Genomic DNA, 23,307 nt, shown 5'->3' with positions numbered 1-23,307 from the left:
AAATAACCTGTTTAAACCGCGGCGGCCCCCGAGACGATCTCGGTGAGTTCCTGAGTAATGCTGGCCTGACGAGCTTTGTTGTATACCAACTGCAGCTCTTTAATCAGGCTGCCGCCATTGTCGGTCGCGGCTTTCATCGCCACCATACGGGCGGCCTGCTCGCTGGCCAGGTTTTCAACCACGCCCTGATAAACCTGAGATTCGACATAACGACGCAGCAGGGTATCCAGCAACGCCTTCGGATCGGGTTCGTACAGGTAATCCCAGGATTTGTGTTTCAGATCATCATCATCTGACGCCGGTAACGGCAGCAGCTGGCTGATAGTCGGAACCTGAGACATGGTGTTAATAAATTTGTTGCTGACAATGTAAAGCTTGTCCAGACGGCCTTCATCATAGGCCTGCAACATCACTTTTACCGGACCGATCAGTTCGGACAGGGAAGGGTTATCCCCCATGCCGGTGACCTGGGCAACAACATTGCCGCCCACGGAGTTGAAGAACGACACGCCTTTCGAGCCGATCATTGCGAGGTCGCATTGAACGCCTTTGTCGGTCCAGGTCTTCATTTCCGCCAGCAGTTTTTTGAACAGGTTAATGTTCAAACCACCGCACAAACCACGGTCGGTCGACACCACCAGGTAGCCCACGCGTTTAACGTCGCGGTCTTCCAGGTATGGGTGCTTATATTCCAGATTACCGTGTGCAAGGTGACCAATCACTTTGCGCATGGTTTCTGCATAAGGACGGCTGGCCGCCATGCGATCCTGCGATTTACGCATTTTGGAAGCGGCGACCATCTCCATCGCTTTAGTGATCTTTTGCGTGTTCTGGACGCTTGCGATCTTACTACGTATCTCTTTTGCGCCGGCCATGAGCTTCTCCTCAATGCCTTGCGGCCTGCCCTAAGGCAAGCCGCCAGACGTTACCAGGATTGGGTTGCTTTGAAGGAATCGAGGATGCCTTTCAGCTTGCCTTCGATTTCGTCGTTGTAGCCACCGGTCTGGTTGATCTCTTGCATCAACGGAGCGTGATCACGGTCGACGTAAGCCAGCAGAGCGGCTTCGAAGCTGCCGATTTTCGACAGTTCAACATCCGCCAGGTAACCACGTTCTGCTGCGAACAGAACCAGAGACTGTTGCGCTACGGACATCGGCGCATACTGTTTCTGTTTCAGCAGTTCGGTCACTTTCTGACCGTGGTCAAGCTGCTTACGTGTTGCATCGTCAAGGTCGGATGCAAACTGAGAGAACGCTGCCAGTTCACGATACTGTGCCAGAGCGGTACGGATACCACCGGACAGTTTTTTCATGATCTTGGTCTGTGCTGCACCACCAACACGGGATACGGAAATACCCGGGTTAACCGCAGGACGAATACCGGCGTTGAACAGGTTGGTTTCCAGGAAGATCTGACCATCGGTAATGGAGATTACGTTGGTCGGAACGAACGCAGAAACGTCACCCGCCTGAGTTTCGATAATCGGCAGCGCGGTCAGAGAACCGGTTTTCCCTTTCACTTCACCTTTGGTGAAGGCTTCAACGTATTCGGCGTTAACACGCGCAGCACGCTCCAGCAGACGAGAGTGGAGGTAGAATACGTCGCCCGGGAATGCTTCACGTCCTGGCGGACGACGGAGCAGCAGGGAGATCTGACGGTAAGCAACAGCCTGTTTAGACAGGTCATCGTAAATGATCAGCGCATCTTCGCCACGGTCACGGAAGTATTCGCCCATTGCACAACCGGCATACGGTGCCAGGTATTGCAGTGCTGCGGATTCAGACGCGGTTGCTACCACAACAATGGTGTTAGCCAGTGCGCCGTGCTCTTCCAGTTTACGTACCACGTTAGAAATGGTGGACGCTTTCTGGCCGATAGCGACATAGATACATTTGATACCGGAATCGCGCTGGTTGATGATCGCGTCGATTGCCAGTGCGGTTTTACCGGTCTGACGGTCACCGATGATCAATTCACGCTGACCACGACCGATTGGGATCATGGAGTCAACGGCTTTATAACCAGTCTGTACAGGCTGATCTACGGACTGACGTTCGATAACGCCCGGAGCGATTGCTTCTACAGCAGAGAAGCCGTCGTGATCCAGCGGACCTTTACCGTCGATTGGCGCACCCAGGGTGTTAACCACACGACCCAGCAGGCCACGACCAACCGGAACTTCCAGGATACGACCAGTACACTTAACTTTCATGCCTTCGGCAAGGTCAGCGTACGGACCCATAACTACCGCACCTACAGAGTCACGCTCGAGGTTCAGTGCGATAGCGTAACGGTTACCCGGCAGGGAGATCATTTCACCCTGCATACAATCGGCCAGGCCGTGGATGCGGATAACACCGTCACTTACAGAAACAATAGTACCTTCGTTGTGAGCTTCACTCACAACATTGAACTGAGCAATGCGCTGCTTGATCAGTTCGCTGATTTCGGTGGAATTCAGTTGCATGCTCCAGTCCCCTTAAGACTGCAAGACGTCTGCAAGGCGCTCAAGACGACCGCGTACGCTGCCATCAATGACCATATCACCCGCTCGGATGATAACGCCTGCCATTACAGACTTATCGATTTTGCAATTCAGCTTAACTTTGCGTGACAGACGTTTTTCCATCGCAGCAGAAATTTTCGCGAGCTGTTGTTCACTCAGTGCGGCAGCGGAAATGACGTCTACCTCAGCGGTAGCCTCACTCACGGCACGCAGGTGAATAAACTGCTCCAGAACATCCGGGAGCGCGTTAAGACGACCATTTTCAGCCATAACCCGAATCAGGTTTTGACCGTTTTCGTCCAGTTGCTCACCACAAACTGCGATAAACGACTCGGCGAGCGTTTCTGGCGCCAGTGCGCCAGAGAGAAGCTCTGCCATCTGTTCGTTTTTGGTTACCTCGGCGGCAAACGCCAGCATGTCCTGCCAGCGTTCTACACTTTGGTGTTCGACGGCAAAGTCAAAAGCTGCTTTGGCGTAGGGGCGAGCTACCGTAATAAATTCAGACATCAGCCCCTCCCTCCTTACAGTTCAGCGACAAGTTTATCCACGATGTCGCTGTTAGCAGCTTCATCCACGGAACGTTCGATGATCTTCTCGGCGCCAGCAACAGCCAGGATAGCAACTTGCTTACGCAGCTCTTCACGGGCACGTTTACGCTCGGCTTCAATTTCCGCCTGCGCCTGAGCCACGATTTTAGTACGTTCCTGTTCTGCCTCAGCTTTCGCTTCGTCCAGAATCTGCGAGCGGCGTTTGTTCGCCTGCTCGATGATTACCTGGGCTTCCGCTTTCGCTTTTTTCAGCTGGTCGGTCGCGCTGGCCTTTGCAAGGTCAAGGTCCTTGTGTGCTCGTTCTGCGGAAGCAAGACCGTCAGCAATTTCTTTTTGACGTTTTTCAATGGCAGCCATTAATGGCGGCCATACGTACTTCATGCAGAACAGAACGAACAGGACAAACGCGATGGCCTGGCCGAGGATTGTTGCGTTAAGATTCACAGCACAATGCCTCTATTTAGTTAACGTTCTGATATTGCTCTTTAAATAAAAGCAACGCTTACTACGCGACAGCGAACATCACGTACAGACCCAGACCTACAGCGATCATCGGGATAGCATCCACCAGACCCATAACGATAAAGAACTGAGTACGCAGCAGAGGAATCAGATCAGGTTGACGCGCTGCGCCTTCCAGGAATTTACCCCCGAGGATGCCGATACCGATCGCAGCACCGATTGCCGCCAGACCCATCATCACAGCGGCAGCCATGTACAGCAGATCCATATTCAGGTTTTCCATGACAGTCTCCAGTTTGTTTCAGTTAAAACGTAGTAGTGTTGGTAAATTAATGTTCTTCAGACGCCATCGACAGATAGACGATCGTCAGAACCATGAAGATGAAGGCTTGCAGCGTAATGATCAGGATGTGGAAAATGGCCCACGGCACATTCAGGATCCACTGTGACCACCACGGCAACAGACCAGCAATCAGAATGAAAATCAGCTCACCGGCGTACATGTTACCGAACAGTCGCAAACCGAGTGAAACTGGTTTGGACAGCAGGCTTACCCCTTCAAGGATTAAGTTGACAGGAATGAACGCCCAGTGATTGAACGGCTGCAGCGTCAACTCTTTCGTGAAGCCGCCGATGCCTTTCATTTTGATGCTGTAGAACAGAATCAGGATAAATACGCCCAGAGCCATTGACAGCGTCACGTTCACGTCAGCAGACGGAACTACACGCAGTGCCGGCAAACCGATCCAGTGTTCTGCGATATATGGCAGCAGATCGATAGGCAGTAAGTCCATCAGGTTCATCAGGAATACCCAAACGAAGATCGTCAGGGCCAGCGGTGCAATCAGCTTGCTTTTGCCATGGTACATGTCTTTCACGCTACCATTAACAAAGCCGATTACCAGCTCAATCGCGGTCTGAAACTTACCTGGTACGCCGCTGGTCGCCTTTTTGGCGACGCTACGGAACATAAGCAGGAACAACAGACCCAGCACCACCGAGAAGAACATGGAGTCAATATTGATTGTCCAGAAGGTGGCTGGGGGGTTTTGTGGATCCACCAGCGAGAATGTACGCAGGTCCAGCTGAAGGTTATTCAGGTGGTGTCCTATGTAATCCTGCGGCGTCATATTTTCTGAAGCCATGATGCCTTTTACCCTTTGTTGTTAATTACAGCCGGTGCCAGTATCTGAACCACCAGCACCAAAACCCACGTAACGATCAGCGGCAAGAATACCGCCTTTAAAACCGCCAACGCCACCACCAGTAACACCAACATCGCCAGAACTTTGAAAGCTTCGCCAAATGCGAATGTCCAGGCCACCCGGCCTTTCGCTGGTGTATGCGCCTGGTGACGCCAGGCAAATATCATAAACAAAACGTTAGGCAGAAAGACTGCCAGGCCTCCGCTTAATGCAGAGACGCCCCAGAAGGGGTCTTTGAGGCTGAACAGCAATCCACTTGCTATCACCACCAGTAACTGAACGAGCAGAAGCTTCCGAGCAACGTTTCGACTCACGAGCGACACAGACATCACGTTTTTCACTCCTGCTCCCTTCGAGGTATGCCGCGTGTCGTATAAAACTTTCTTTAAGGCTTAGAGTCAAGCATCAAAAAGCGGTCAAATTATACGGTGCGCCCCCGTGATTTCAAACAATAAGTAGCCAAAAGGTGAATAAATGTTTAAATATTTTTCCAGTGCATACAATTGCGACTTTTCTGCTAACCACGCCAGATCATGAAAAACTGTAAATAACGCGTAAACACTGGTGGTAAAGCGTGCTTCAGATCACAGATTGAGCATGTTCGCGCACAGCATATTTATTTACTTGGCAAATGATGCCATTGCAAGTTTCTGATATTTCAGTCTAAAAACAGATACTGTTTTCATAAATAGCATTTACACAACAAAAACCAGACATTGACATTCTTAATAAAATTTTAACAGCAAATTATGGTTCTTAGCGCCGATTTTTAGCAGACTGATATTTTCACCGATGACTTATTTTCTGCTTACCCAAAAAAGCCACGTTAGTTCATTGATGCGAAATGGTAAACGTGGCGTTAAATGTAACCAGTTATATCAGTAAAAAACCCGGTCGTTGTTAACAGTCAAACCGATAAATTTTTTATGATTTTTTTGATAAAAATTAAATTTTATTTGCTTTAATCACAACCAAATGGCGTTCGCCATCCAGAGCAGGAACCTGAAGTTTAACCACTGATTCAACCTGATATACTGCGGGCAATAGGGCTATTTCATCTTCCGGCATTTGTCCTTTCAGCGCATAGAAACGGCCTTGCTCGCCAGGAAGATGATGACACCAGCTCACCATATCGTTCAGAGAGGCAAAAGCACGGCTAATTACACCATCAAACGGTGGCTCTGACGGAAACTCTTCTACCCTACTCTGTACCGGCTCAATGTTCTCCAGTTTCAATTCATGTTGAACCTGACGCAGGAAACGCACGCGTTTACCGAGGCTATCCAGTAGTGTGAAGTGGGCGTCAGGGCGTACGATAGATAGAGGAATGCCGGGCAGACCCGGGCCGGTGCCGACATCAATAAAACGTTCACCTTGCAGATAAGGTGCGACGACAATGCTGTCCAGAATATGGCGTACCAGCATATCATTAGGATCGCGCACCGAAGTCAGGTTGTACGCCTTGTTCCATTTGTGCAGCATATTTACGTAGGCAATAAGCTGATTTTTCTGGTGATCGGTAAGCGAAATTCCTGCGTCTTTCAGCAGTGAGGAGAGTTTGTTGAGCACGGTGATTACCTGTTCTTGATGCGTTGCCTGGTAAGCACCTGCTTACCAGGCATTTTTAATGCGTTATGCGCTACGACGCAGCATACCTTGTTTTTTCAGCCATACCAGCAGAATGGAGATAGCCGCAGGCGTGACGCCAGAAATACGCGAAGCCTGACCGATAGAGGCCGGTTTGTGATCGTTGAGTTTGGCGATCACTTCGTTAGAAAGACCGGATACCTGGCGGTAATCCAGCGTCGCAGGCAGCAAGGTATTCTCGTTACGCAGCTGCTTTTCGATCTCATCTTGCTGGCGCGCAATATAACCTTCGTATTTAACCTGAATCTCAACCTGTTCCGCCGCCTGTTCGTCTGTCAACGCAGGGGCAAACGGCGTCAGCGTGGTTAATTTTTCATAAGTCATTTCCGGACGACGCAGCAGATCTTCACCACTGGCTTCACGGGAAAGCGGCGCAGTCAGGTGAGCATTCACTTCGGCTGCAACGTCCGCTGACGGCGTTACCCAGGTCGATTTCAGACGCTGGCGCTCACGCTCGATGTTCTCAAGCTTCTCGTTAAAGCGCGCCCAACGTTCATCATCAACCAGCCCCAGCTCACGACCAATTTCAGTCAGACGCAGGTCTGCGTTATCTTCACGCAGCATCAGTCGATATTCTGCGCGTGAGGTAAACATACGGTACGGTTCTTTGGTTCCTAAAGTGCACAGGTCATCGACCAGTACGCCAAGGTAAGCCTGGGATCGCGCAGGCGCCCAGCCTTCTTTGTCGGCAGACAGTCGAGCGGCGTTAAGACCGGCCAGCAAACCTTGCGCAGCGGCTTCTTCGTAACCGGTAGTGCCGTTAATCTGACCAGCAAAGAACAGCCCCTGAATAAACTTGCTTTCCAGCGTCGGTTTCAGGTCGCGTGGATCGAAGAAGTCATACTCAATGGCATAACCCGGACGCACGATCTTCGCGTTTTCCATCCCCTGCATGGAGCGGACGATTTGCATCTGCACATCGAACGGCAGGCTGGTGGAGATACCGTTCGGATAAATTTCGTTAGACGTCAGCCCTTCCGGTTCAAGGAAGATCTGATGCTGATTTCTGTCGGCGAAGCGCATGACTTTGTCTTCGATCGACGGACAGTAGCGTGGGCCAACACCTTCAATCACTCCGGCATACATTGGACTACGATCGAGGTTACTGCGGATCACGTCATGAGTTTTCTCGTTGGTATGGGTGATATAGCACGGCACCTGCTGTGGATGCTGCGCTGCGTTGCCCATAAACGAGAACACCGGCATTGGGTTATCGCCATGCTGTTGCGCCAGCACACTGAAATTGATGGTGCGGGCGTCAATACGCGGCGGCGTCCCTGTTTTCAGACGACCAACGCGCAGCGGCAGTTCACGCAAACGGCGAGAGAGCGGAATGGACGGCGGATCACCAGCACGACCACCGCTGTAGTTATCCAGACCGATATGAATTTTACCGTCGAGGAACGTCCCAACGGTGAGCACGACAGCCTTAGCACGGAATTTCAACCCCATTTGGGTGACAGCACCGACCACGCGATCGTTTTCGACAATAAGATCCTCAACCGCCTGCTGGAAGATCATCAGGTTTGGTTGATTCTCAAGTGCAGTGCGTACCGCCTGACGGTACAGCACACGATCCGCCTGTGCTCGGGTTGCACGAACCGCCGGTCCTTTGCTGGCGTTTAGTATCCTAAACTGGATACCCGCCTGGTCGATCGCTTTTGCCATCAGACCGCCGAGTGCATCCACTTCTTTTACCAGATGTCCCTTCCCAATACCGCCGATTGCCGGGTTGCAGCTCATCTGTCCCAGAGTGTCGATATTGTGTGTCAAAAGCAGAGTCTGTTGACCCATACGCGCCGCAGCCATCGCGGCCTCGGTGCCTGCATGACCCCCGCCAATGATGATGACGTCAAAAGGATCCGGATAAAACATGGTGATTGCCTCGCATAACGCGGTATGAAAATGGATTGAAGCCCGGGCCGTGGATTCTACTCAACTTTGCCTGCTTGAGAAAGACCTGGGATCCTGGGTATTAAAAAGAAGATCTTTTTATTTAGAGATCTGTTCTATTGTGATCTCTTATTAGGATCGCTCTGCCCTGTGGATAACAAGGATCCGACTTTTAAGATCAACAACCTGGAAAGGATCATTAACTGTGAATGATCGGTGATCCTGGACCGTATAAGCTGGGATCAGAATGAGGGGTTATGCACAACTCAAAAACTGAACAACAGTTGTTCTTTGGATAACTACCGGTTGATCCAAGCTTCCTGACAGAGTTATCCACAGTAGATCGCACGATCTGTATACTTATTTGAGTAAATTAATCCACGATCCCAGCCATTCTTCTGCCGGATCTTCCGGAATGTCGTGATCAAGGATGTTGATCTTCAGTGTTTCGCCCATCTGTTTCGCACCGGAATTTTTGAGTTCTGCCTCGAGTTTATCGATAGCCCCACAAAAAGTGTCGTATTCACGACTGCCAATACCGATTGCGCCAAAGCGTACCGCAGAAAGATCGGGTTTTTGTTCCAGCAACGCTTCATAGAAAGGAGAAAGGTTGTCCGGAATATCTCCGGCACCGTGGGTAGAACTGATAATCAGCCAGATCCCGGAGGCAGATAAATCTTCTAACAACGGACCATGCAGCGTTTCGGTGGTAAAACCCGCCTCTTCCAGCTTTTCTGCCAGGTGTTCTGCTACATATTCGGCACCGCCCAGGGTGCTGCCGCTGATAAGAGTGATATCTGCCATAAACCGCCACCTTTATTAAGAGTGGCGTATTGTACGCTGTGAACGCGCTGGGATCTACCTGTGGAAAAGTATGGGATTAAAAAAGCTGATCATGGCTTGATGGTACGCATGATCGGGTTCTGCAGGACGATCAGTGTTTCGGTGGACTGAATTTCATCAATTGTTTGGATCTTGTTGATAAGTACATGCTGGAGAGCATCGATCGAACGGCACATCACTTTTATAAAGATGCTGTAGTGGCCGGTTGTGTAATAGGCTTCAGTAACTTCATCAAGGCTTTCCAGCTTTGCCAGCGCGGAAGGGTAGTCTTTGGCGCTCTTTAATATAATGCCGATAAAGCAGCCTACGTCATAACCAAGCTGCTTCGGGCTGACGTCGATACGCGCACCGGTAATGATCCCCGCCTGCTTCATTTTCTCTACACGAACGTGAATCGTCCCCGGGCTGACGCCAAATTGTTTCGCCAGTTCAGCGTAAGCGGTGCGCGCATTGCCCATTAATGCTTCCAGGATGCCACGGTCCAGATTGTCGATCAGATAATTTTCCATAGGATTTTCTTATTCATATTGATGATTCATTCTATTTTAGTCTTCTTTTTTAATGAATCAAAAGTGGGTAAGGCTTTTTATTGAATGATTATTGCATGTGTGCTGGTTTTTGTTGCTTAATCATACGCAACAGGACGCAGGAGTATAAAAAATGAAAACCGCTTACATTGCCAAACAACGTCAAATTAGCTTCGTGAAATCTCACTTTTCTCGTCAACTGGAAGAACGCTTAGGGCTGATTGAAGTCCAGGCGCCAATCCTTAGTCGTGTGGGGGATGGCACGCAGGATAACTTGTCGGGCTGTGAAAAAGCGGTACAGGTAAAAGTGAAAGCTCTGCCTGATGCCCAGTTCGAAGTGGTTCATTCACTGGCGAAGTGGAAACGTCAGACGTTAGGGCAACACGACTTCAGCGTGGGCGAAGGGCTGTACACGCACATGAAAGCCCTTCGCCCCGATGAAGACCGTCTTTCTCCGTTGCACTCGGTCTATGTAGACCAGTGGGACTGGGAACGCGTAATGGGCGACGGCGAGCGTCAATTCTCGACTCTGAAAAGCACGGTAGAGGCGATCTGGGCGGGAATTAAAGCAACCGAAGCTGCGGTTAGCGAAGAGTTTGGCCTGGCACCGTTCCTGCCGGATCAGATCCACTTCGTACACAGCCAGGAATTACTGTCTCGTTATCCGGATCTCGATGCCAAAGGGCGTGAGCGGGCGATTGCGAAAGATCTTGGCGCGGTATTCCTTGTCGGGATTGGCGGCAAGTTGAGTGATGGTCATCGTCATGACGTGCGCGCACCGGATTATGATGACTGGAGCACCCCGTCAGAGCTGGGCCATGCGGGTCTGAACGGCGATATTCTGGTGTGGAACCCGGTACTGGAAGATGCGTTTGAGCTTTCTTCCATGGGGATTCGCGTAGATGCTGACACGCTGAAGCACCAACTGGCGCTAACTGGTGATGAAGATCGTCTGCAACTAGAGTGGCATCAGGCGCTGCTGCGCGGTGAAATGCCGCAGACTATCGGCGGCGGTATCGGCCAGTCTCGTTTGACCATGCTACTGCTGCAACTGCCGCATATCGGCCAGGTTCAGTGTGGCGTTTGGCCTGCGGCAGTTCGTGAGAGCGTCCCTTCTCTGCTGTAATAATTTATCGCCGCCAGCGTCTGAGCAGGCGGCTTCGCATCCCGGTATCAAAACGCCAGATATGATCGAAAATGCGCATGATGCCGGGTTTGCCGTGTGCCGACATCGCCACGGCATGAAAGCGATGCTGATGTACCCGCTGCAACTCTTTCACTTTACTCGTCACGTCGTCAGGCAACCGCTGGGCGATAAAATCAGAAATCACCACCGCATCGGCGTCAAACCATTCCCGGCTTTGCAAGCGTTCCATAATGGCGCGAAAACAACTGGCAAGATCGGTGCCGCCACGAAACTGCTGGCTTAAAAAGCGAATCGCTTGTTCGATGCCTTGTGAGCCTGAAAGCTCATAACGGACAATCTCGGTGGAAAATAACATAATAAAGCAGCGCCGGTTTTCAGCGAGGGCAATGCGCATCAATGCCAGGCAGAATGCTTTCGCACACTGTTCATTAAAGCCGCCCATTGAGCCGGAAGTATCCACGCAGACAATAAACGGCCCGCGCGGCTGTTCGTCGTAATCTTTATGTACCACCGGGCGTTCGATCACTTTTTCACGCCACGATTCACCGTGCAGACGATAGGTAAGCAACTGCTTTTCCACCAGCCGACGGTAAAACTCATACTCCAGTTCAGTTATCCCAAGCGTAGCCAGTTCCGGCGGCAGAAGGCGTAAAATATCATCGCTTTGTTGCAGACCATCAACCTGCTCAGGAACGGTCGCCGGTTCGCGCACCATAGTGCGGAAGGTTTCCATCTGCGCATCGTTGCGTGGTATCGATTTGGCTTCCCGCGAACGCCCGAGCTGTTCCGCCAGGCGCTTCAGTTCCGGCTGTTCGTTAAGAAATTCACCGTATTTTACAATTAACTGATAGTCGCCACGTTTAAGCTGACCGGCGCTCATATCCCACAGACGACCGGCTGCGGTGTTGTTTTCTGCCAGAATCGGTTCAAGCTGCCCACTTAGCGTCATGCGTTCCTGAACTTCACTCAACAGTTGTTCGCGTTCTTCTTCTAATAACTGTTGATTTAACGTCGTCGCTTGCACTATCAGACTTAAGCGCCAACGCTGGAGAAAAAGCGTGTGTAATGCTGGAGTGATCGTGCCGTTGGCATCAACCAACTGCTGGGCTTGTTCGGCCCACGGGGAATTCAGTCGATGCAGTAAGTCCAGTATCTGCGGTAGCTGCATAATAAATTGAGGTGTGGAAAGAAGTTGGCTTTGCTGATAGCACATGACTTCTTCCGTGAGTTCCTGCGGAACTCTGGCATCTTTCAGCCGACTGCGTAGCGCCTCACGCCAGCGGGGAATATCATCAGAGATTGCCGCCTTCAGTCGTGGGAATTTTTCAAAGAAGACAGCCAACTGCGGTGAGGCCAACAGAGCGATGATCATCTCTTCGATCAATCCCTCTTCGCTGACGGCCAGCATCACATTGAGCGTATCCAGTGTTAGCATTGTTGCGCCTGGCGAATCTGGGTGCCGACATCCTGTAGGCTGGCTTCAATGCGACCTAACCAGTCGCTATGGATAAACAGACATTTTTGCTGTTCGCTGAATAAGGCGTGTTGCTTGCGCCAGTCGCTTTCAAGCTCTTCCAGTTGTTGTTTTATTTCACCTGGCAGACCTTCAGCCGATGAACCGGGAAGCGCCAGCGTACTGCCTTGTAAACTCACATCGCGTACAACCAGATGTTGGGCGCTATCAACTTCCAGATTCAGTTTCTGGGCAAAGCCGATACCGTTCAGTTTGCCGCGAATTTCACCACCTTTATTCAGCCACTGTTCCAGTGCGCTACGCTCAAAAGCGATATGAACAACTTCCATATCATGCAATTTTAATGGTTTTTGCAGCAACAGGGTCAGCGTGGAAGCAGCAACGTCGGCAGGAAGTTGATACTGTGGGCGACGGCTGAACATGCCACCCTGACGAATCACCGTAAAGGCCGTTTTATCGCTTTGTTGCTGCTGGAGTTGCAGGCGACGCTGCACAATTGCACTCAGTCGCGTCAGCATTTCCTGTTGCTGCCACGCATGACTGGTCATCAATACGTCAATTTGTTGTTGAATTAAATTCAGACTTTGGGCGTCGTACCACAGGCAATCTTTCAGCAAGATGAGATCAATCGGGACAACCGCGCTGCGACCGCTAAAAAAGGCGCTGGCCTGCAATAAGCGGATCGCTTTTTTCCAGCGACGGTCGGAGACATAAGGCGCATCCGGTAATTTATCCAGTTGCTGGCGCAGCATAAAAATCAGCTCAAATACATGATCGGGCAGCGTAATTTCACCAATCTCTTTCTGCCAGCGTTCGTATTCTTCATCCGTGACCTGCAAGGATGGTGGAACGGGATTGTCGTTTTCATCCTGTTGGCTGGTCAGCATGGAGCGAAAATTCGTTTTATCCTGCACTTTATCTAACCACAGACGAATCAGCATACGGTCATATAACGCTTCCAGGCTGCTGTCTGCTTCTGGCAGTTCGTTGGAGGCCGCCACCAGCAGGCGCATAGGGATTTTTTCAACATGTGCGCCGTTGCGGAAGTGGCGTTCATTAATAGCGGTTAGTAGGGTATTAAGAATCGCTGGCCCGGCTTTCCAGATCTCATCAAGAAAGACGATTTCTGCTTCCGGCAGGTAGCCGCTGGTTAAACGCTCATAGCGGCCTTCATCTTTTAACGCCTGAATAGAAAGGGGGCCAAAAACTTCTTCCGGTGTGGAGAAGCGGGTCATCAGATATTCAAACGCGCGCGCATTCTGGAAGGCGAATTTTAAGCGCCGGGCGATTAAACTTTTAGCAATACCTGGTGGGCCAAGCAGGAATACGCTTTCACCACTTAATGCCGCTAACAAACACAGGCGGATGGCGTGGCTACGTTCATAAAGCCCTTTTTCAAGCGAACTGCTTAGACGGGAAATTCTTTCCGCTAATAAATGAGGGTGAGCCATAATGAAGTGGCGTCCTTTCGTCAAAAGTTCTGCGTAAACTGCGAGTATAGACGTTTCTTGCTGGTGGCAAAAATAGTCTCAAAGGAGGGCTATTTTTCTTTGAGCCAGGTTAATGTGGTCGCATTTAGGAGTACGATTTTGCCGTTAATCGTGCATACTGTGCGCTTTTTTGTGGGCCAAGGGACTACGCACACATTTCATATTTCAACGAAAGACTAGTCTATGAGCACTGATAATAAGCAATCGTTGCCCGCGATTACCCTCGCGGCGATTGGAGTTGTCTACGGCGATATTGGTACCAGCCCGTTATATACACTTCGTGAATGTTTGTCCGGCCAGTTTGGTTTTGGCGTTGAACGCGATGCCGTGTTTGGCTTTTTATCGCTGATCTTCTGGCTGCTAATCTTTGTGGTTTCCATTAAATATCTCACCTTCGTGATGCGGGCAGATAACGCCGGGGAAGGGGGCATACTGACATTGATGTCGCTTGCCGGGCGTAATACGTCGGCGCGAACGACATCAATGCTGGTGATTATGGGGCTAATCGGCGGCAGTTTCTTCTATGGTGAAGTTGTCATAACACCCGCTATTTCGGTGATGTCAGCCATTGAAGGTCTGGAAATCGTCGCCCCTCAGCTGGATACCTGGATAGTTCCCCTCTCAATCATCGTTCTCACTTTACTGTTTATGATTCAAAAGCATGGCACTGCCATGGTCGGTAAGTTGTTTGCGCCGATTATGCTGACCTGGTTTTTGATTCTGGCGGGGCTGGGGTTACGTAGCATTATTGCCAACCCTGAAGTGTTACATGCTTTAAATCCAATGTGGGCGGTGCATTTCTTCCTTGAATATAAAACCGTTTCCTTTATTGCGTTAGGCGCGGTGGTGCTGTCGATTACCGGTGTCGAGGCGCTGTATGCCGATATGGGGCACTTTGGTAAGTTCCCTATTCGCCTGGCGTGGTTCACCGTCGTATTGCCGTCTTTGACCCTTAACTACTTTGGGCAGGGGGCGCTGCTGTTAAAACACCCGGAAGCGATTAAGAACCCGTTCTTCCTGTTGGCTCCGGATTGGGCGCTGATCCCGCTACTGATCATCGCCGCACTGGCAACGGTGATTGCCTCGCAGGCGGTTATTTCTGGTGTTTTCTCATTGACGCGTCAGGCGGTACGTCTGGGATACTTGTCGCCGATGCGCATTATTCACACCTCTGAAATGGAGTCAGGGCAAATCTACATTCCGTTTGTGAACTGGATGCTCTATGTCGCAGTCGTGATTGTCATTGTCAGCTTTGAGCACTCCAGCAACCTGGCGGCGGCGTATGGAATTGCGGTGACCGGAACGATGGTGCTGACGTCTATTCTTTCAACCACCGTGGCGCGTCAGAACTGGCACTGGAATAAGTATTTTGTTGCGCTGATTTTGATTGCTTTCCTTTGTGTCGATATCCCTCTGTTTACCGCTAACCTCGATAAACTGCTTTCCGGCGGCTGGTTGCCTCTGAGCCTCGGCACGGTGATGTTTATCGTGATGACGACCTGGAAGAGCGAGCGTTTCCGCCTGCTGCGTCGGATGCACGAACATGGTAACTCTCTGGAAGCAATGATTGCTTCACTGGAGAAATCACCGCCTGTTCGCGTTCCCGGAACCGCTGTGTATATGTCGCGTGCAATTAATGTCATTCCCTTTGCGCTGATGCATAACCTTAAACATAACAAGGTGTTGCATGAGCGGGTTATTCTGTTAACTCTGCGTACTGAAGACGCGCCATATGTCCATAACGTCCGTCGGGTACAGATTGAACAATTGTCGCCCACTTTCTGGCGGGTGGTGGCAAGTTATGGTTGGCGAGAAACGCCAAACGTGGAAGAAGTTTTCCACCGCTGCGGTCTGGAAGGATTAAGTTGCCGGATGATGGAAACCTCCTTCTTTATGTCGCATGAATCACTGATCCTTGGCAAACGCCCGTGGTATTTGCGTCTGCGCGGCAAGCTGTACTTGCTGTTGCAACGTAATGCGCTGCGCGCGCCGGATCAGTTTGAAATCCCACCAAACCGGGTTATCGAATTGGGTACTCAGGTCGAAATCTAACGCCAGACGCCTCCTTTCTCCATAAGGGGGCGTTTTTTTTCATGGTTACTCACGATGTAAAACGTTTCGATGTTGATCACATTTCAGTAACGTCGTGATGGTTTTCCTTAATCAGTCGGGATTAAACTGCGGGTCAGCGAAACGTTTCGCTGATGGAGAAAAAAATGAAAAAAGGCGCCGTTCTTAATTCTGATATTTCGTCGGTGATCTCCTGCCTGGGGCATACCGATACGCTGGTGGTGTGTGATGCTGGTTTACCCATCCCCAAAAGTACAACGCGTATCGATATGGCATTAACCCAGGGTGTACCTTCTTTTATGCAGGTGCTGGGCGTCGTCACAAGTGAAATGCAGGTCGAGGCAGCCATTATCGCGGAAGAGATCAAACAACATAATCCGCAACTCCACGAAACGTTGCTCACTCACCTTGAGCAGCTGCAAAAACACCAGGGAAACACTATTGAAATTCGTTACACCACGCATGAACAATTCAAACAACAAACCGCAGAAAGTCAGGCGGTAATTCGCAGCGGAGAATGTTCTCCGTATGCGAATATCATTCTCTGTGCTGGCGTGACGTTCTGAGGCCGCCATGGAAGCATTACTACAGCTTAAAGGTATCGATAAAGCGTTTCCGGGCGTAAAAGCTCTCTCGGGAGCCGCGTTAAATGTCTATCCAGGTCGTGTGATGGCGCTGGTAGGCGAAAATGGTGCGGGTAAATCCACTATGATGAAAGTGCTGACCGGTATCTATACCCGTGATGCTGGTACGCTTTTATGGTTGGGTAAAGAGACTACTTTTACCGGGCCGAAATCCTCCCAGGAAGCCGGGATTGGGATTATCCACCAGGAACTGAACCTGATCCCGCAGTTGACCATTGCAGAAAACATTTTCCTCGGTCGTGAGTTTGTAAATCGCTTTGGCAAAATTGACTGGAAAACCATGTATGCCGAAGCGGATAAACTCTTAGCCAAACTTAACCTGCGGTTTAAAAGCGACAAGCTGGTGGGCGATCTTTCTATTGGCGACCAGCAGATGGTGGAAATTGCCAAAGTGCTGAGCTTTGAGTCGAAAGTCATCATTATGGATGAACCGACCGATGCGCTGACCGATACAGAAACAGAATCCCTGTTCCGCGTTATCCGCGAACTGAAATCGCAGGGGCGCGGCATTGTCTATATTTCCCACCGTATGAAAGAAATCTTCGAGATTTGCGATGACGTTACCGTTTTTCGTGACGGGCAATTTATTGCCGAGCGCGAAGTAGCGTCACTGACTGAAGATTCGCTGATTGAGATGATGGTGGGACGTAAGCTGGAAGATCAGTATCCACACCTGGACAAAGCGCCGGGAGACGTCTTACTGAAAGTCGATAATCTCTGCGGACCTGGCGTTAACGATGTCTCTTTTACTTTACGCAAAGGCGAAATTCTTGGCGTCTCTGGTTTGATGGGCGCAGGTCGTACCGAACTGATGAAAGTGCTCTATGGCGCCCTGCCGCGCACCAGCGGTTACGTCACCCTGGATGGGCATGAGGTCGTTACCTGTTCGCCGCAGGATGGCCTGGCAAACGGCATTGTGTATATCTCTGAAGACCGTAAACGCGACGGTTTAGTGTTGGGCATGTCAGTAAAAGAGAACATGTCACTGACCGCGCTACGCTACTTCAGTCGCACAGGTGGTAGCCTGAAACATGCGGATGAGCAGCAGGCGGTCAGTGATTTTATCCGTCTGTTCAACGTCAAGACGCCGTCGATGGAACAGGCAATAGGCCTGCTTTCCGGGGGAAATCAGCAAAAAGTGGCGATTGCCCGTGGCCTGATGACGCGTCCTAAAGTGTTGATCCTTGATGAGCCTACCCGTGGCGTAGATGTCGGCGCGAAAAAAGAGATCTATCAACTGATTAACCAGTTCAAAGCCGATGGTTTGAGCATCATTCTGGTGTCATCGGAAATGCCAGAAGTATTAGGCATGAGCGATCGCATTATCGTCATGCATGAAGGGCATCTCAGCGGGGAATTTACTCGAGAGCAGGCCACTCAGGAAGTGTTAATGGCTGCCGCTGTGGGCAAGCTTAATCGCGTGAATCAGGAGTAAAAAAATGACAACCCAGACTGTCTCTGGTCGCCGTTATTTCACGAAAGCGTGGCTGATGGAACAGAAATCGCTTATCGCTCTGCTGGTGCTGATCGCGATTGTCTCGACGTTAAGCCCGAACTTTTTCACCATCAATAACTTATTCAATATTCTCCAGCAAACCTCGGTGAACGCCATTATGGCGGTCGGGATGACGCTGGTTATCCTGACGTCAGGCATCGACCTGTCGGTCGGTTCTCTGTTGGCGCTGACTGGTGCAGTTGCTGCATCTATCGTCGGCATTGAAGTCAACGCGCTGGTGGCTGTCGCTGCCGCTCTCGCGTTAGGTGCGGCAATTGGCGCGGTAACCGGGGTGATTGTGGCGAAAGGTCGCGTCCAGGCGTTCATCGCTACGCTGGTTATGATGCTTTTACTGCGCGGCGTGACCATGGTTTACACCAACGGTAGTCCGGTGAATACCGGATTTACTGAGAACGCCGATCTGTTCGGCTGGTTTGGTATTGGTCGTCCGCTGGGTGTTCCGACGCCAGTCTGGATCATGGGGATTGTTTTCCTCGCGGCCTGGTACATGCTGCATCACACGCGTCTGGGACGTTACATCTACGCGCTGGGTGGTAACGAAGCAGCAACGCGCCTTTCTGGTATCAACGTCAATAAAATCAAAATCATCGTCTATTCTCTTTGTGGTCTGCTGGCATCGCTGGCCGGGATCATTGAAGTGGCGCGCCTCTCCTCCGCGCAACCCACGGCGGGGACTGGCTATGAGCTGGATGCTATTGCTGCGGTGGTTCTGGGCGGTACGAGCCTGGCGGGCGGAAAAGGTCGCATTGTTGGGACGTTGATCGGCGCATTAATTCTTGGCTTCCTTAATAATGGGTTGAATTTGTTAGGTGTTTCCTCCTATTACCAGATGATCGTCAAAGCGGTGGTGATTTTGCTGGCGGTGCTGGTAGACAACAAAAAACAGTAATAACGACTACAGGACATCTTGAATATGAACATGAAAAAACTGGCTACCCTGGTTTCCGCTGTTGCGCTAAGCGCCACCGTCAGTGCGAATGCGATGGCAAAAGACACCATCGCGCTGGTGGTTTCTACACTTAACAACCCGTTCTTTGTATCGCTGAAAGATGGCGCGCAGAAAGAGGCGGATAAACTTGGCTATAACCTGGTGGTGCTGGACTCCCAGAACAACCCGGCGAAAGAGCTGGCAAACGTGCAGGACTTAACCGTTCGCGGCACCAAAATTCTGCTGATTAACCCGACGGACTCCGACGCAGTGGGTAATGCTGTGAAGATGGCTAACCAGGCGAACATCCCGGTTATCACTCTTGACCGCCAGGCAACGAAAGGTGAAGTGGTTAGCCACATTGCTTCTGATAACGTACTGGGAGGCAAAATTGCGGGTGATTACATCGCGAAGAAAGCTGGCGAAGGTGCAAAAGTTATCGAACTGCAAGGCATTGCCGGTACATCCGCTGCTCGTGAACGTGGTGAAGGCTTCCAGCAGGCCGTTGCTGCTCACAAGTTTAACGTTCTCGCTAGCCAGCCGGCAGACTTCGATCGCACCAAAGGTTTGAACGTCATGCAGAACCTGCTGACCGCTCACCCGGATGTGCAGGCTGTGTTCGCGCAGAATGATGAAATGGCGCTGGGTGCACTGCGCGCGCTGCAAACTGCCGGTAAATCGGATGTGATGGTCGTCGGATTTGACGGTACACCGGATGGCGAAAAAGCGGTGAATGATGGCAAACTAGCAGCGACTATCGCTCAGCTACCCGATCAGATTGGCGCTAAAGGCGTCGAAACCGCTGATAAAGTGCTGAAAGGCGAGAAAGTTCAGGCTAAGTATCCGGTTGATCTGAAACGGGTTGTTAAGCAGTAGTTTTAATCAGGTTGTATGACCTGATGGTGACATAAATACGTCATCGACAGATGAACGTGTAATATAAAGAAAAGCAGGGCACGCGCCACCCTAACACGGTGGCGCATTTTATGGACATCCCGAATATGCAAAACGCAGGCAGCCTCGTTGTTCTTGGCAGCATTAATGCTGACCACATTCTTAATCTTCAATCTTTTCCAACTCCAGGCGAAACAGTAACCGGTAACCACTATCAAGTCGCATTCGGCGGTAAAGGCGCGAATCAGGCTGTGGCAGCAGGCCGTAGCGGCGCGAATATCGCGTTTATTGCCTGCACGGGAGATGACAGTATTGGTGAGAGCGTTCGCCAGCAGCTCGCCACTGATAATATTGATATTTCGCCGGTCAGCGTGATCAAAGGCGAATCGACAGGCGTGGCACTGATTTTTGTTAATGGTGAAGGCGAGAACGTCATTGGTATTCATGCCGGGGCTAACGCTGCCCTTTCCCCGGCGCTGGTGGAAGCACAACGTGAGCGTATTGCTAACGCGTCGGCATTATTAATGCAGCTGGAATCACCACTCGAAAGTGTGATGGCGGCGGCGAAAATCGCCCATCAAAATAAGACTATCGTCGCGCTTAACCCCGCTCCGGCTCGCGAATTACCTGATGAATTGCTGGCGCTGGTGGACATTATTACGCCAAACGAAACTGAAGCAGAAAAGCTCACCGGTATTCGTGTTGAAAATGATGAAGATGCGGCGAAGGCTGCGCAGGTACTGCATGAGAAAGGTATCCGTACCGTACTGATTACCTTAGGAAGTCGTGGCGTGTGGGCTAGCGTGAATGGCGAAGGTCAGCGCGTTCCTGGATTCCGGGTTCAGGCTGTCGATACCATTGCTGCCGGAGATACTTTTAACGGCGCGTTAATCACGGCGTTGCTGGAAGAAAAACCATTGCCTGAGGCGATTCGTTTTGCTCATGCTGCCGCTGCGATTGCCGTAACGCGCAAAGGCGCACAACCGTCAGTACCGTGGCGTGAAGAGATCGAAACATTTTTAGACAGGCAGAGGTGACGCTTGGCCACAATGAAAGATGTTGCCCGCCTGGCGGGCGTTTCTACCTCAACCGTTTCTCACGTCATCAATAAAGATCGCTTCGTCAGCGAAGCGATTACCGCCAAAGTTGAAGCGGCGATTAAGGAACTCAATTACGCGCCATCAGCTCTGGCGCGTAGCCTCAAGCTCAATCAGACTCGAACCATTGGCATGTTGATTACTGCCAGTACCAATCCTTTCTATTCCGAACTGGTGCGTGGCGTTGAACGCAGTTGCTTCGAACGCGGTTATAGCCTTGTTCTTTGTAATACCGAAGGCGATGAGCAGCGAATGAATCGCAATCTGGAAACGCTGATGCAAAAGCGCGTTGATGGCTTGCTGTTACTGTGCACCGAAACACACCAGCCTTCGCGTGAAATAATGCAACGTTATCCAACAATCCCTACTGTGATGATGGACTGGGCGCCGTTCGATGGCGACAGCGATCTTATTCAGGATAACTCGTTGCTGGGCGGAGATTTAGCGACGCAATATCTGATCGACAAAGGTTATACCCGAATTGCCTGTATTACCGGTCCGTTGGATAAAACGCCTGCGCGCTTGCGGCTGGAAGGTTATCGGGCGGCAATGAAGCGTGCTGGCCTTGACGTTCCTGATGGTTATGAAGTCACTGGCGATTTTGAATTTAACGGCGGGTTTGACGCGATGCAGCAATTGTTATCGCATCCGCTGCGCCCCCAGGCAGTCTTTACTGGAAATGACGCTATGGCAGTTGGCGTATACCAGGCTCTATATCAGGCTGGGTTATATGTCCCGCAGGATATCGCGGTGATTGGCTATGACGATATCGAACTGGCAAGCTTTATGACGCCACCGCTCACTACAATTCATCAACCAAAAGATGAACTGGGAGAGCTGGCGATTGATGTACTCATCCACCGGATAGCACAGCCAAATCTACAGCAACAACGACTACAACTTACGCCGATACTGATGGAGCGCGGCTCGGCTTAGATTTACGCTTTTTTTAATCAAATTATTACTATCAGTTGCTTTCAGAAGCATGAATATTGCTACTGAAGCAACAGTAATAATTCTCCGGAATAAGCATTGCCACCGTCAGCGTATAACTGATGATGGCAGCAATTGCGGATAAGGTGGTATTCAGGATGGTGAGATTTAGTGTCCGTATAAAGATGACCATTGCCGCAATGCACGGCAAACCTGCCATACTGTATCCGTTTGTTATATTACTTATCCGGGGAGCGTAGCAGCGCCTGACAAGCTTTAAATGCAGCGTCGCCATCACTTTGGATTATTGCATCGACAATCGCCTGGTGTAGATCCAGTTTTATCACGGTATCGCTGGTTATTGACGTAAAGTAAGTGTGATAAACCGAATGAAATAGTGAAGCGAAAGATGTCAAAAACGGATTGGCGCTCATTTCATAAATATGTTCATGCCAGGCCATATCGACCTCAATCCAACGCTCCCGGCGGAAATGCTCTTTTAACGACACCATTTCGGCCATCAGTGTATTGAGATGCGCCTTCTGTTCTGCGGTGCCCACCGTTGCTGCCAATAAGCAGGCTTGCGGCTCCAGACAGATACGCATAACCAGAAAATGATCAATAACTTGATGAAAGTTCTCTTCTGTCATCCACCAGGAGAGCAACTCTTGATCAAGAAAATTCCAGTTGGATTGCGGCATGACACGCGTACCAATTCGTGGTCGTGGCAAAACCATTCCTTTTGCCGTTAACGTCTTGACCGCTTCGCGTACCGCAGTACGGCTCACTCCAAATTGCTCACCCAGCTCAATTTCACCAGGCAGAATGGTGCCGGGTGCGTATTCACCTTTTAAGATCCGTTGCGCCAGCTTCTCGGCCAGAACATACGAAAGGTTTTTCTGTGCAGCTAACTGTTGTGCGCTTAATGGCATACTCATCTTCCTTATTCTTTTTTTCCTCCTTAGTATGCCACCAGGAAGTGTGATTGCGGTTGCAAAAACGGCAAATTGCTTGTTTTATGGCACATCAACAAGTGTTTTGATGAAAAAACGCGCATTCGGAAAATTATTTTAAATTTCCTCTTGTCAGCTCAGAATAACTCCCTATAATGCGCCACCACTGACACGGAACAACGGCAAACACGCCGCCGGGTCAGCGGGATTCTCCTGAGAATCTTGGCAGAGAAAGCAAAAAAATGCTTGACTCTGTAGCGGGAAAGCGTATTATGCACACCCCGCGCCGCTGAGAAAAAGCGAAGCGGCACTGCTCTTTAACAATTTATCAGACAATCTGTGTGGGCACTCGAAGATACGGATTCTTAACGTCGCAAGACGAAAAATGAATACCAAGTCTCAAGAGTGAACACGTAATTCATTACGAAGTTTAATTCTTTGAGCATCAAACTTTTAAATTGAAGAGTTTGATCATGGCTCAGATTGAACGCTGGCGGCAGGCCTAACACATGCAAGTCGAACGGTAACAG

22 protein-coding genes, 1 rRNA gene and 1 pseudogene are annotated in these 23,307 nt (G+C 50.5%); 9 read left to right on the top strand and 15 right to left on the bottom strand.

Annotated features, from left to right (window positions below; genetic code table 11):
- Positions 1–11: 11 nt before the first annotated feature.
- The 11 genes from atpG to asnC form a co-directional block, all read right to left on the bottom strand.
- Positions 12–875 (bottom strand): F0F1 ATP synthase subunit gamma, encoded by an 864-nt coding sequence (atpG, locus tag A7098_RS13635; RefSeq protein WP_000896498.1) that lies wholly within the window; start codon positions 873–875, stop codon positions 12–14.
- 50 nt (positions 876–925) lie between these two features.
- On the bottom strand, positions 926–2,467 hold the full coding sequence (gene atpA / locus A7098_RS13630) for a F0F1 ATP synthase subunit alpha (RefSeq protein WP_001176745.1): 1,542 nt from the start codon (positions 2,465–2,467) through the stop codon (positions 926–928).
- Positions 2,468–2,479: 12 nt separating this feature from the next.
- Positions 2,480–3,013, bottom strand: coding sequence for a F0F1 ATP synthase subunit delta (atpH, locus tag A7098_RS13625; RefSeq protein ID WP_001288587.1), 534 nt, complete (start codon positions 3,011–3,013; stop codon positions 2,480–2,482).
- A gap of 14 nt (positions 3,014–3,027) precedes the next feature.
- Positions 3,028–3,498 carry a F0F1 ATP synthase subunit B gene (gene atpF, locus A7098_RS13620; RefSeq protein WP_001052219.1) on the bottom strand — a complete coding sequence of 157 codons (471 nt, stop codon included), beginning with the start codon at positions 3,496–3,498 and terminating at the stop codon, positions 3,028–3,030.
- Positions 3,499–3,559: 61 nt separating this feature from the next.
- Positions 3,560–3,799 (bottom strand): F0F1 ATP synthase subunit C, encoded by a 240-nt coding sequence (atpE, locus tag A7098_RS13615; RefSeq protein ID WP_000429386.1) that lies wholly within the window; start codon positions 3,797–3,799, stop codon positions 3,560–3,562.
- A gap of 46 nt (positions 3,800–3,845) precedes the next feature.
- Complete coding sequence (atpB, locus tag A7098_RS13610) at positions 3,846–4,661, bottom strand: F0F1 ATP synthase subunit A (RefSeq protein WP_000135622.1); 816 nt, start codon at positions 4,659–4,661, stop codon at positions 3,846–3,848.
- An 8-nt stretch (positions 4,662–4,669) separates the two neighbouring features.
- Positions 4,670–5,050: a F0F1 ATP synthase subunit I gene (gene atpI / locus A7098_RS13605; RefSeq protein ID WP_000116699.1), complete on the bottom strand. Its 381-nt coding sequence runs from the start codon at positions 5,048–5,050 to the stop codon at positions 4,670–4,672.
- Positions 5,051–5,666: 616 nt separating this feature from the next.
- Positions 5,667–6,290 (bottom strand): 16S rRNA (guanine(527)-N(7))-methyltransferase RsmG, encoded by a 624-nt coding sequence (gene rsmG / locus A7098_RS13600; RefSeq protein WP_105280949.1) that lies wholly within the window; start codon positions 6,288–6,290, stop codon positions 5,667–5,669.
- Positions 6,291–6,353: 63 nt separating this feature from the next.
- Positions 6,354–8,243 carry a tRNA uridine-5-carboxymethylaminomethyl(34) synthesis enzyme MnmG gene (gene mnmG, locus A7098_RS13595; protein WP_085461489.1) on the bottom strand — a complete coding sequence of 630 codons (1,890 nt, stop codon included), beginning with the start codon at positions 8,241–8,243 and terminating at the stop codon, positions 6,354–6,356.
- 378 nt (positions 8,244–8,621) lie between these two features.
- Positions 8,622–9,065 (bottom strand): FMN-binding protein MioC, encoded by a 444-nt coding sequence (gene mioC, locus A7098_RS13590; RefSeq protein WP_000763727.1) that lies wholly within the window; start codon positions 9,063–9,065, stop codon positions 8,622–8,624.
- An 89-nt stretch (positions 9,066–9,154) separates the two neighbouring features.
- Positions 9,155–9,613 (bottom strand): transcriptional regulator AsnC, encoded by a 459-nt coding sequence (gene asnC, locus A7098_RS13585; RefSeq protein ID WP_000432970.1) that lies wholly within the window; start codon positions 9,611–9,613, stop codon positions 9,155–9,157.
- Between the two features lie 151 nt (positions 9,614–9,764).
- Here asnC and asnA point away from each other — a divergent pair, with 151 nt between their 5' ends.
- Complete coding sequence (asnA, locus tag A7098_RS13580) at positions 9,765–10,757, top strand: aspartate--ammonia ligase (protein ID WP_000845136.1); 993 nt, start codon at positions 9,765–9,767, stop codon at positions 10,755–10,757.
- A 4-nt stretch (positions 10,758–10,761) separates the two neighbouring features.
- Here asnA and viaA read toward each other — a convergent pair whose 3' ends face one another.
- Positions 10,762–12,213 (bottom strand): ATPase RavA stimulator ViaA, encoded by a 1,452-nt coding sequence (viaA, locus tag A7098_RS13575; protein WP_105280948.1) that lies wholly within the window; start codon positions 12,211–12,213, stop codon positions 10,762–10,764.
- Positions 12,207–13,703, bottom strand: a complete 1,497-nt coding sequence (gene ravA / locus A7098_RS13570) for an ATPase RavA (RefSeq protein ID WP_105280947.1) — start codon at positions 13,701–13,703, stop codon at positions 12,207–12,209. The genes viaA and ravA overlap by 7 nt, the downstream gene beginning before the upstream one ends.
- 222 nt (positions 13,704–13,925) lie before the next feature.
- On the opposite strand from ravA, the gene kup reads away from it, so the two are divergent.
- The 7 genes from kup to rbsR all read left to right on the top strand — a co-directional run bounded on the left by kup (position 13,926) and on the right by rbsR (position 21,827).
- Entirely contained in the window at positions 13,926–15,794 is a 1,869-nt protein-coding gene (gene kup / locus A7098_RS13565) for a low affinity potassium transporter Kup (RefSeq protein WP_000102310.1), read from the top strand.
- A 164-nt stretch (positions 15,795–15,958) separates the two neighbouring features.
- Positions 15,959–16,378 (top strand): D-ribose pyranase, encoded by a 420-nt coding sequence (gene rbsD / locus A7098_RS13560; protein WP_032226881.1) that lies wholly within the window; start codon positions 15,959–15,961, stop codon positions 16,376–16,378.
- Between the two features lie 7 nt (positions 16,379–16,385).
- A complete protein-coding gene (gene rbsA, locus A7098_RS13555; protein ID WP_105280946.1) occupies positions 16,386–17,891 on the top strand; it encodes a ribose ABC transporter ATP-binding protein RbsA in 1,506 nt (501 codons plus the stop codon).
- Between the two features lie 4 nt (positions 17,892–17,895).
- Positions 17,896–18,861, top strand: coding sequence for a ribose ABC transporter permease (rbsC, locus tag A7098_RS13550; protein WP_000211858.1), 966 nt, complete (start codon positions 17,896–17,898; stop codon positions 18,859–18,861).
- Positions 18,862–18,885: 24 nt separating this feature from the next.
- Positions 18,886–19,776, top strand: coding sequence for a ribose ABC transporter substrate-binding protein RbsB (gene rbsB, locus A7098_RS13545; RefSeq protein ID WP_024218128.1), 891 nt, complete (start codon positions 18,886–18,888; stop codon positions 19,774–19,776).
- Between the two features lie 125 nt (positions 19,777–19,901).
- Positions 19,902–20,831 (top strand): ribokinase, encoded by a 930-nt coding sequence (gene rbsK, locus A7098_RS13540; RefSeq protein ID WP_024165201.1) that lies wholly within the window; start codon positions 19,902–19,904, stop codon positions 20,829–20,831.
- A 3-nt stretch (positions 20,832–20,834) separates the two neighbouring features.
- The gene (rbsR, locus tag A7098_RS13535) at positions 20,835–21,827 is read left to right on the top strand and encodes a ribose operon transcriptional repressor RbsR (protein WP_000224480.1); all 993 of its coding nucleotides are present in this window, start codon (positions 20,835–20,837) and stop codon (positions 21,825–21,827) included.
- Positions 21,828–21,912: 85 nt separating this feature from the next.
- Here the strand turns inward: rbsR and A7098_RS13530 are convergent.
- A pseudogene (locus A7098_RS13530) lies at positions 21,913–22,044 on the bottom strand (hypothetical protein); the annotation flags it as partial.
- Between the two features lie 19 nt (positions 22,045–22,063).
- Positions 22,064–22,756, bottom strand: a complete 693-nt coding sequence (locus A7098_RS13525; RefSeq protein WP_001131152.1) for a FadR/GntR family transcriptional regulator — start codon at positions 22,754–22,756, stop codon at positions 22,064–22,066.
- A 476-nt stretch (positions 22,757–23,232) separates the two neighbouring features.
- Between A7098_RS13525 and A7098_RS13520 the strand changes: the two genes are divergently transcribed.
- Positions 23,233–23,307: ribosomal RNA gene (locus A7098_RS13520) — 16S ribosomal RNA — on the top strand; the annotation flags it as partial.

Origin of the sequence: Escherichia sp. MOD1-EC7011, from assembly GCF_002965005.1 — a bacterium.
Lineage (GTDB): Bacteria > Pseudomonadota > Gammaproteobacteria > Enterobacterales > Enterobacteriaceae > Escherichia > Escherichia ruysiae.
This window is presented reverse-complemented; position numbering and strand designations above follow the sequence as displayed.

Excerpts from the sequence above, each read along its gene's own strand:
- atpB (WP_000135622.1), bottom strand. The coding sequence starts at position 4,661 with ATGGCTTCAGAAAATATGACGCCGCAGGATTACATAGGACACCACCTG.
- mioC (WP_000763727.1), bottom strand. The coding sequence starts at position 9,065 with ATGGCAGATATCACTCTTATCAGCGGCAGCACCCTGGGCGGTGCCGAA.
- atpE (WP_000429386.1), bottom strand. The coding sequence starts at position 3,799 with ATGGAAAACCTGAATATGGATCTGCTGTACATGGCTGCCGCTGTGATG.
- atpI (WP_000116699.1), bottom strand. The coding sequence starts at position 5,050 with ATGTCTGTGTCGCTCGTGAGTCGAAACGTTGCTCGGAAGCTTCTGCTC.
- atpA (WP_001176745.1), bottom strand. The coding sequence starts at position 2,467 with ATGCAACTGAATTCCACCGAAATCAGCGAACTGATCAAGCAGCGCATT.
- mnmG (WP_085461489.1), bottom strand. The coding sequence starts at position 8,243 with ATGTTTTATCCGGATCCTTTTGACGTCATCATCATTGGCGGGGGTCAT.
- rbsA (WP_105280946.1), top strand. The coding sequence starts at position 16,386 with ATGGAAGCATTACTACAGCTTAAAGGTATCGATAAAGCGTTTCCGGGC.
- asnA (WP_000845136.1), top strand. The coding sequence starts at position 9,765 with ATGAAAACCGCTTACATTGCCAAACAACGTCAAATTAGCTTCGTGAAA.
- atpG (WP_000896498.1), bottom strand. The coding sequence starts at position 875 with ATGGCCGGCGCAAAAGAGATACGTAGTAAGATCGCAAGCGTCCAGAAC.
- asnC (WP_000432970.1), bottom strand. The coding sequence starts at position 9,613 with ATGGAAAATTATCTGATCGACAATCTGGACCGTGGCATCCTGGAAGCA.
- ravA (WP_105280947.1), bottom strand. The coding sequence starts at position 13,703 with ATGGCTCACCCTCATTTATTAGCGGAAAGAATTTCCCGTCTAAGCAGT.
- atpH (WP_001288587.1), bottom strand. The coding sequence starts at position 3,013 with ATGTCTGAATTTATTACGGTAGCTCGCCCCTACGCCAAAGCAGCTTTT.
- kup (WP_000102310.1), top strand. The coding sequence starts at position 13,926 with ATGAGCACTGATAATAAGCAATCGTTGCCCGCGATTACCCTCGCGGCG.
- rbsK (WP_024165201.1), top strand. The coding sequence starts at position 19,902 with ATGCAAAACGCAGGCAGCCTCGTTGTTCTTGGCAGCATTAATGCTGAC.
- rbsB (WP_024218128.1), top strand. The coding sequence starts at position 18,886 with ATGAACATGAAAAAACTGGCTACCCTGGTTTCCGCTGTTGCGCTAAGC.
- rbsC (WP_000211858.1), top strand. The coding sequence starts at position 17,896 with ATGACAACCCAGACTGTCTCTGGTCGCCGTTATTTCACGAAAGCGTGG.
- rbsD (WP_032226881.1), top strand. The coding sequence starts at position 15,959 with ATGAAAAAAGGCGCCGTTCTTAATTCTGATATTTCGTCGGTGATCTCC.
- A7098_RS13525 (WP_001131152.1), bottom strand. The coding sequence starts at position 22,756 with ATGCCATTAAGCGCACAACAGTTAGCTGCACAGAAAAACCTTTCGTAT.
- viaA (WP_105280948.1), bottom strand. The coding sequence starts at position 12,213 with ATGCTAACACTGGATACGCTCAATGTGATGCTGGCCGTCAGCGAAGAG.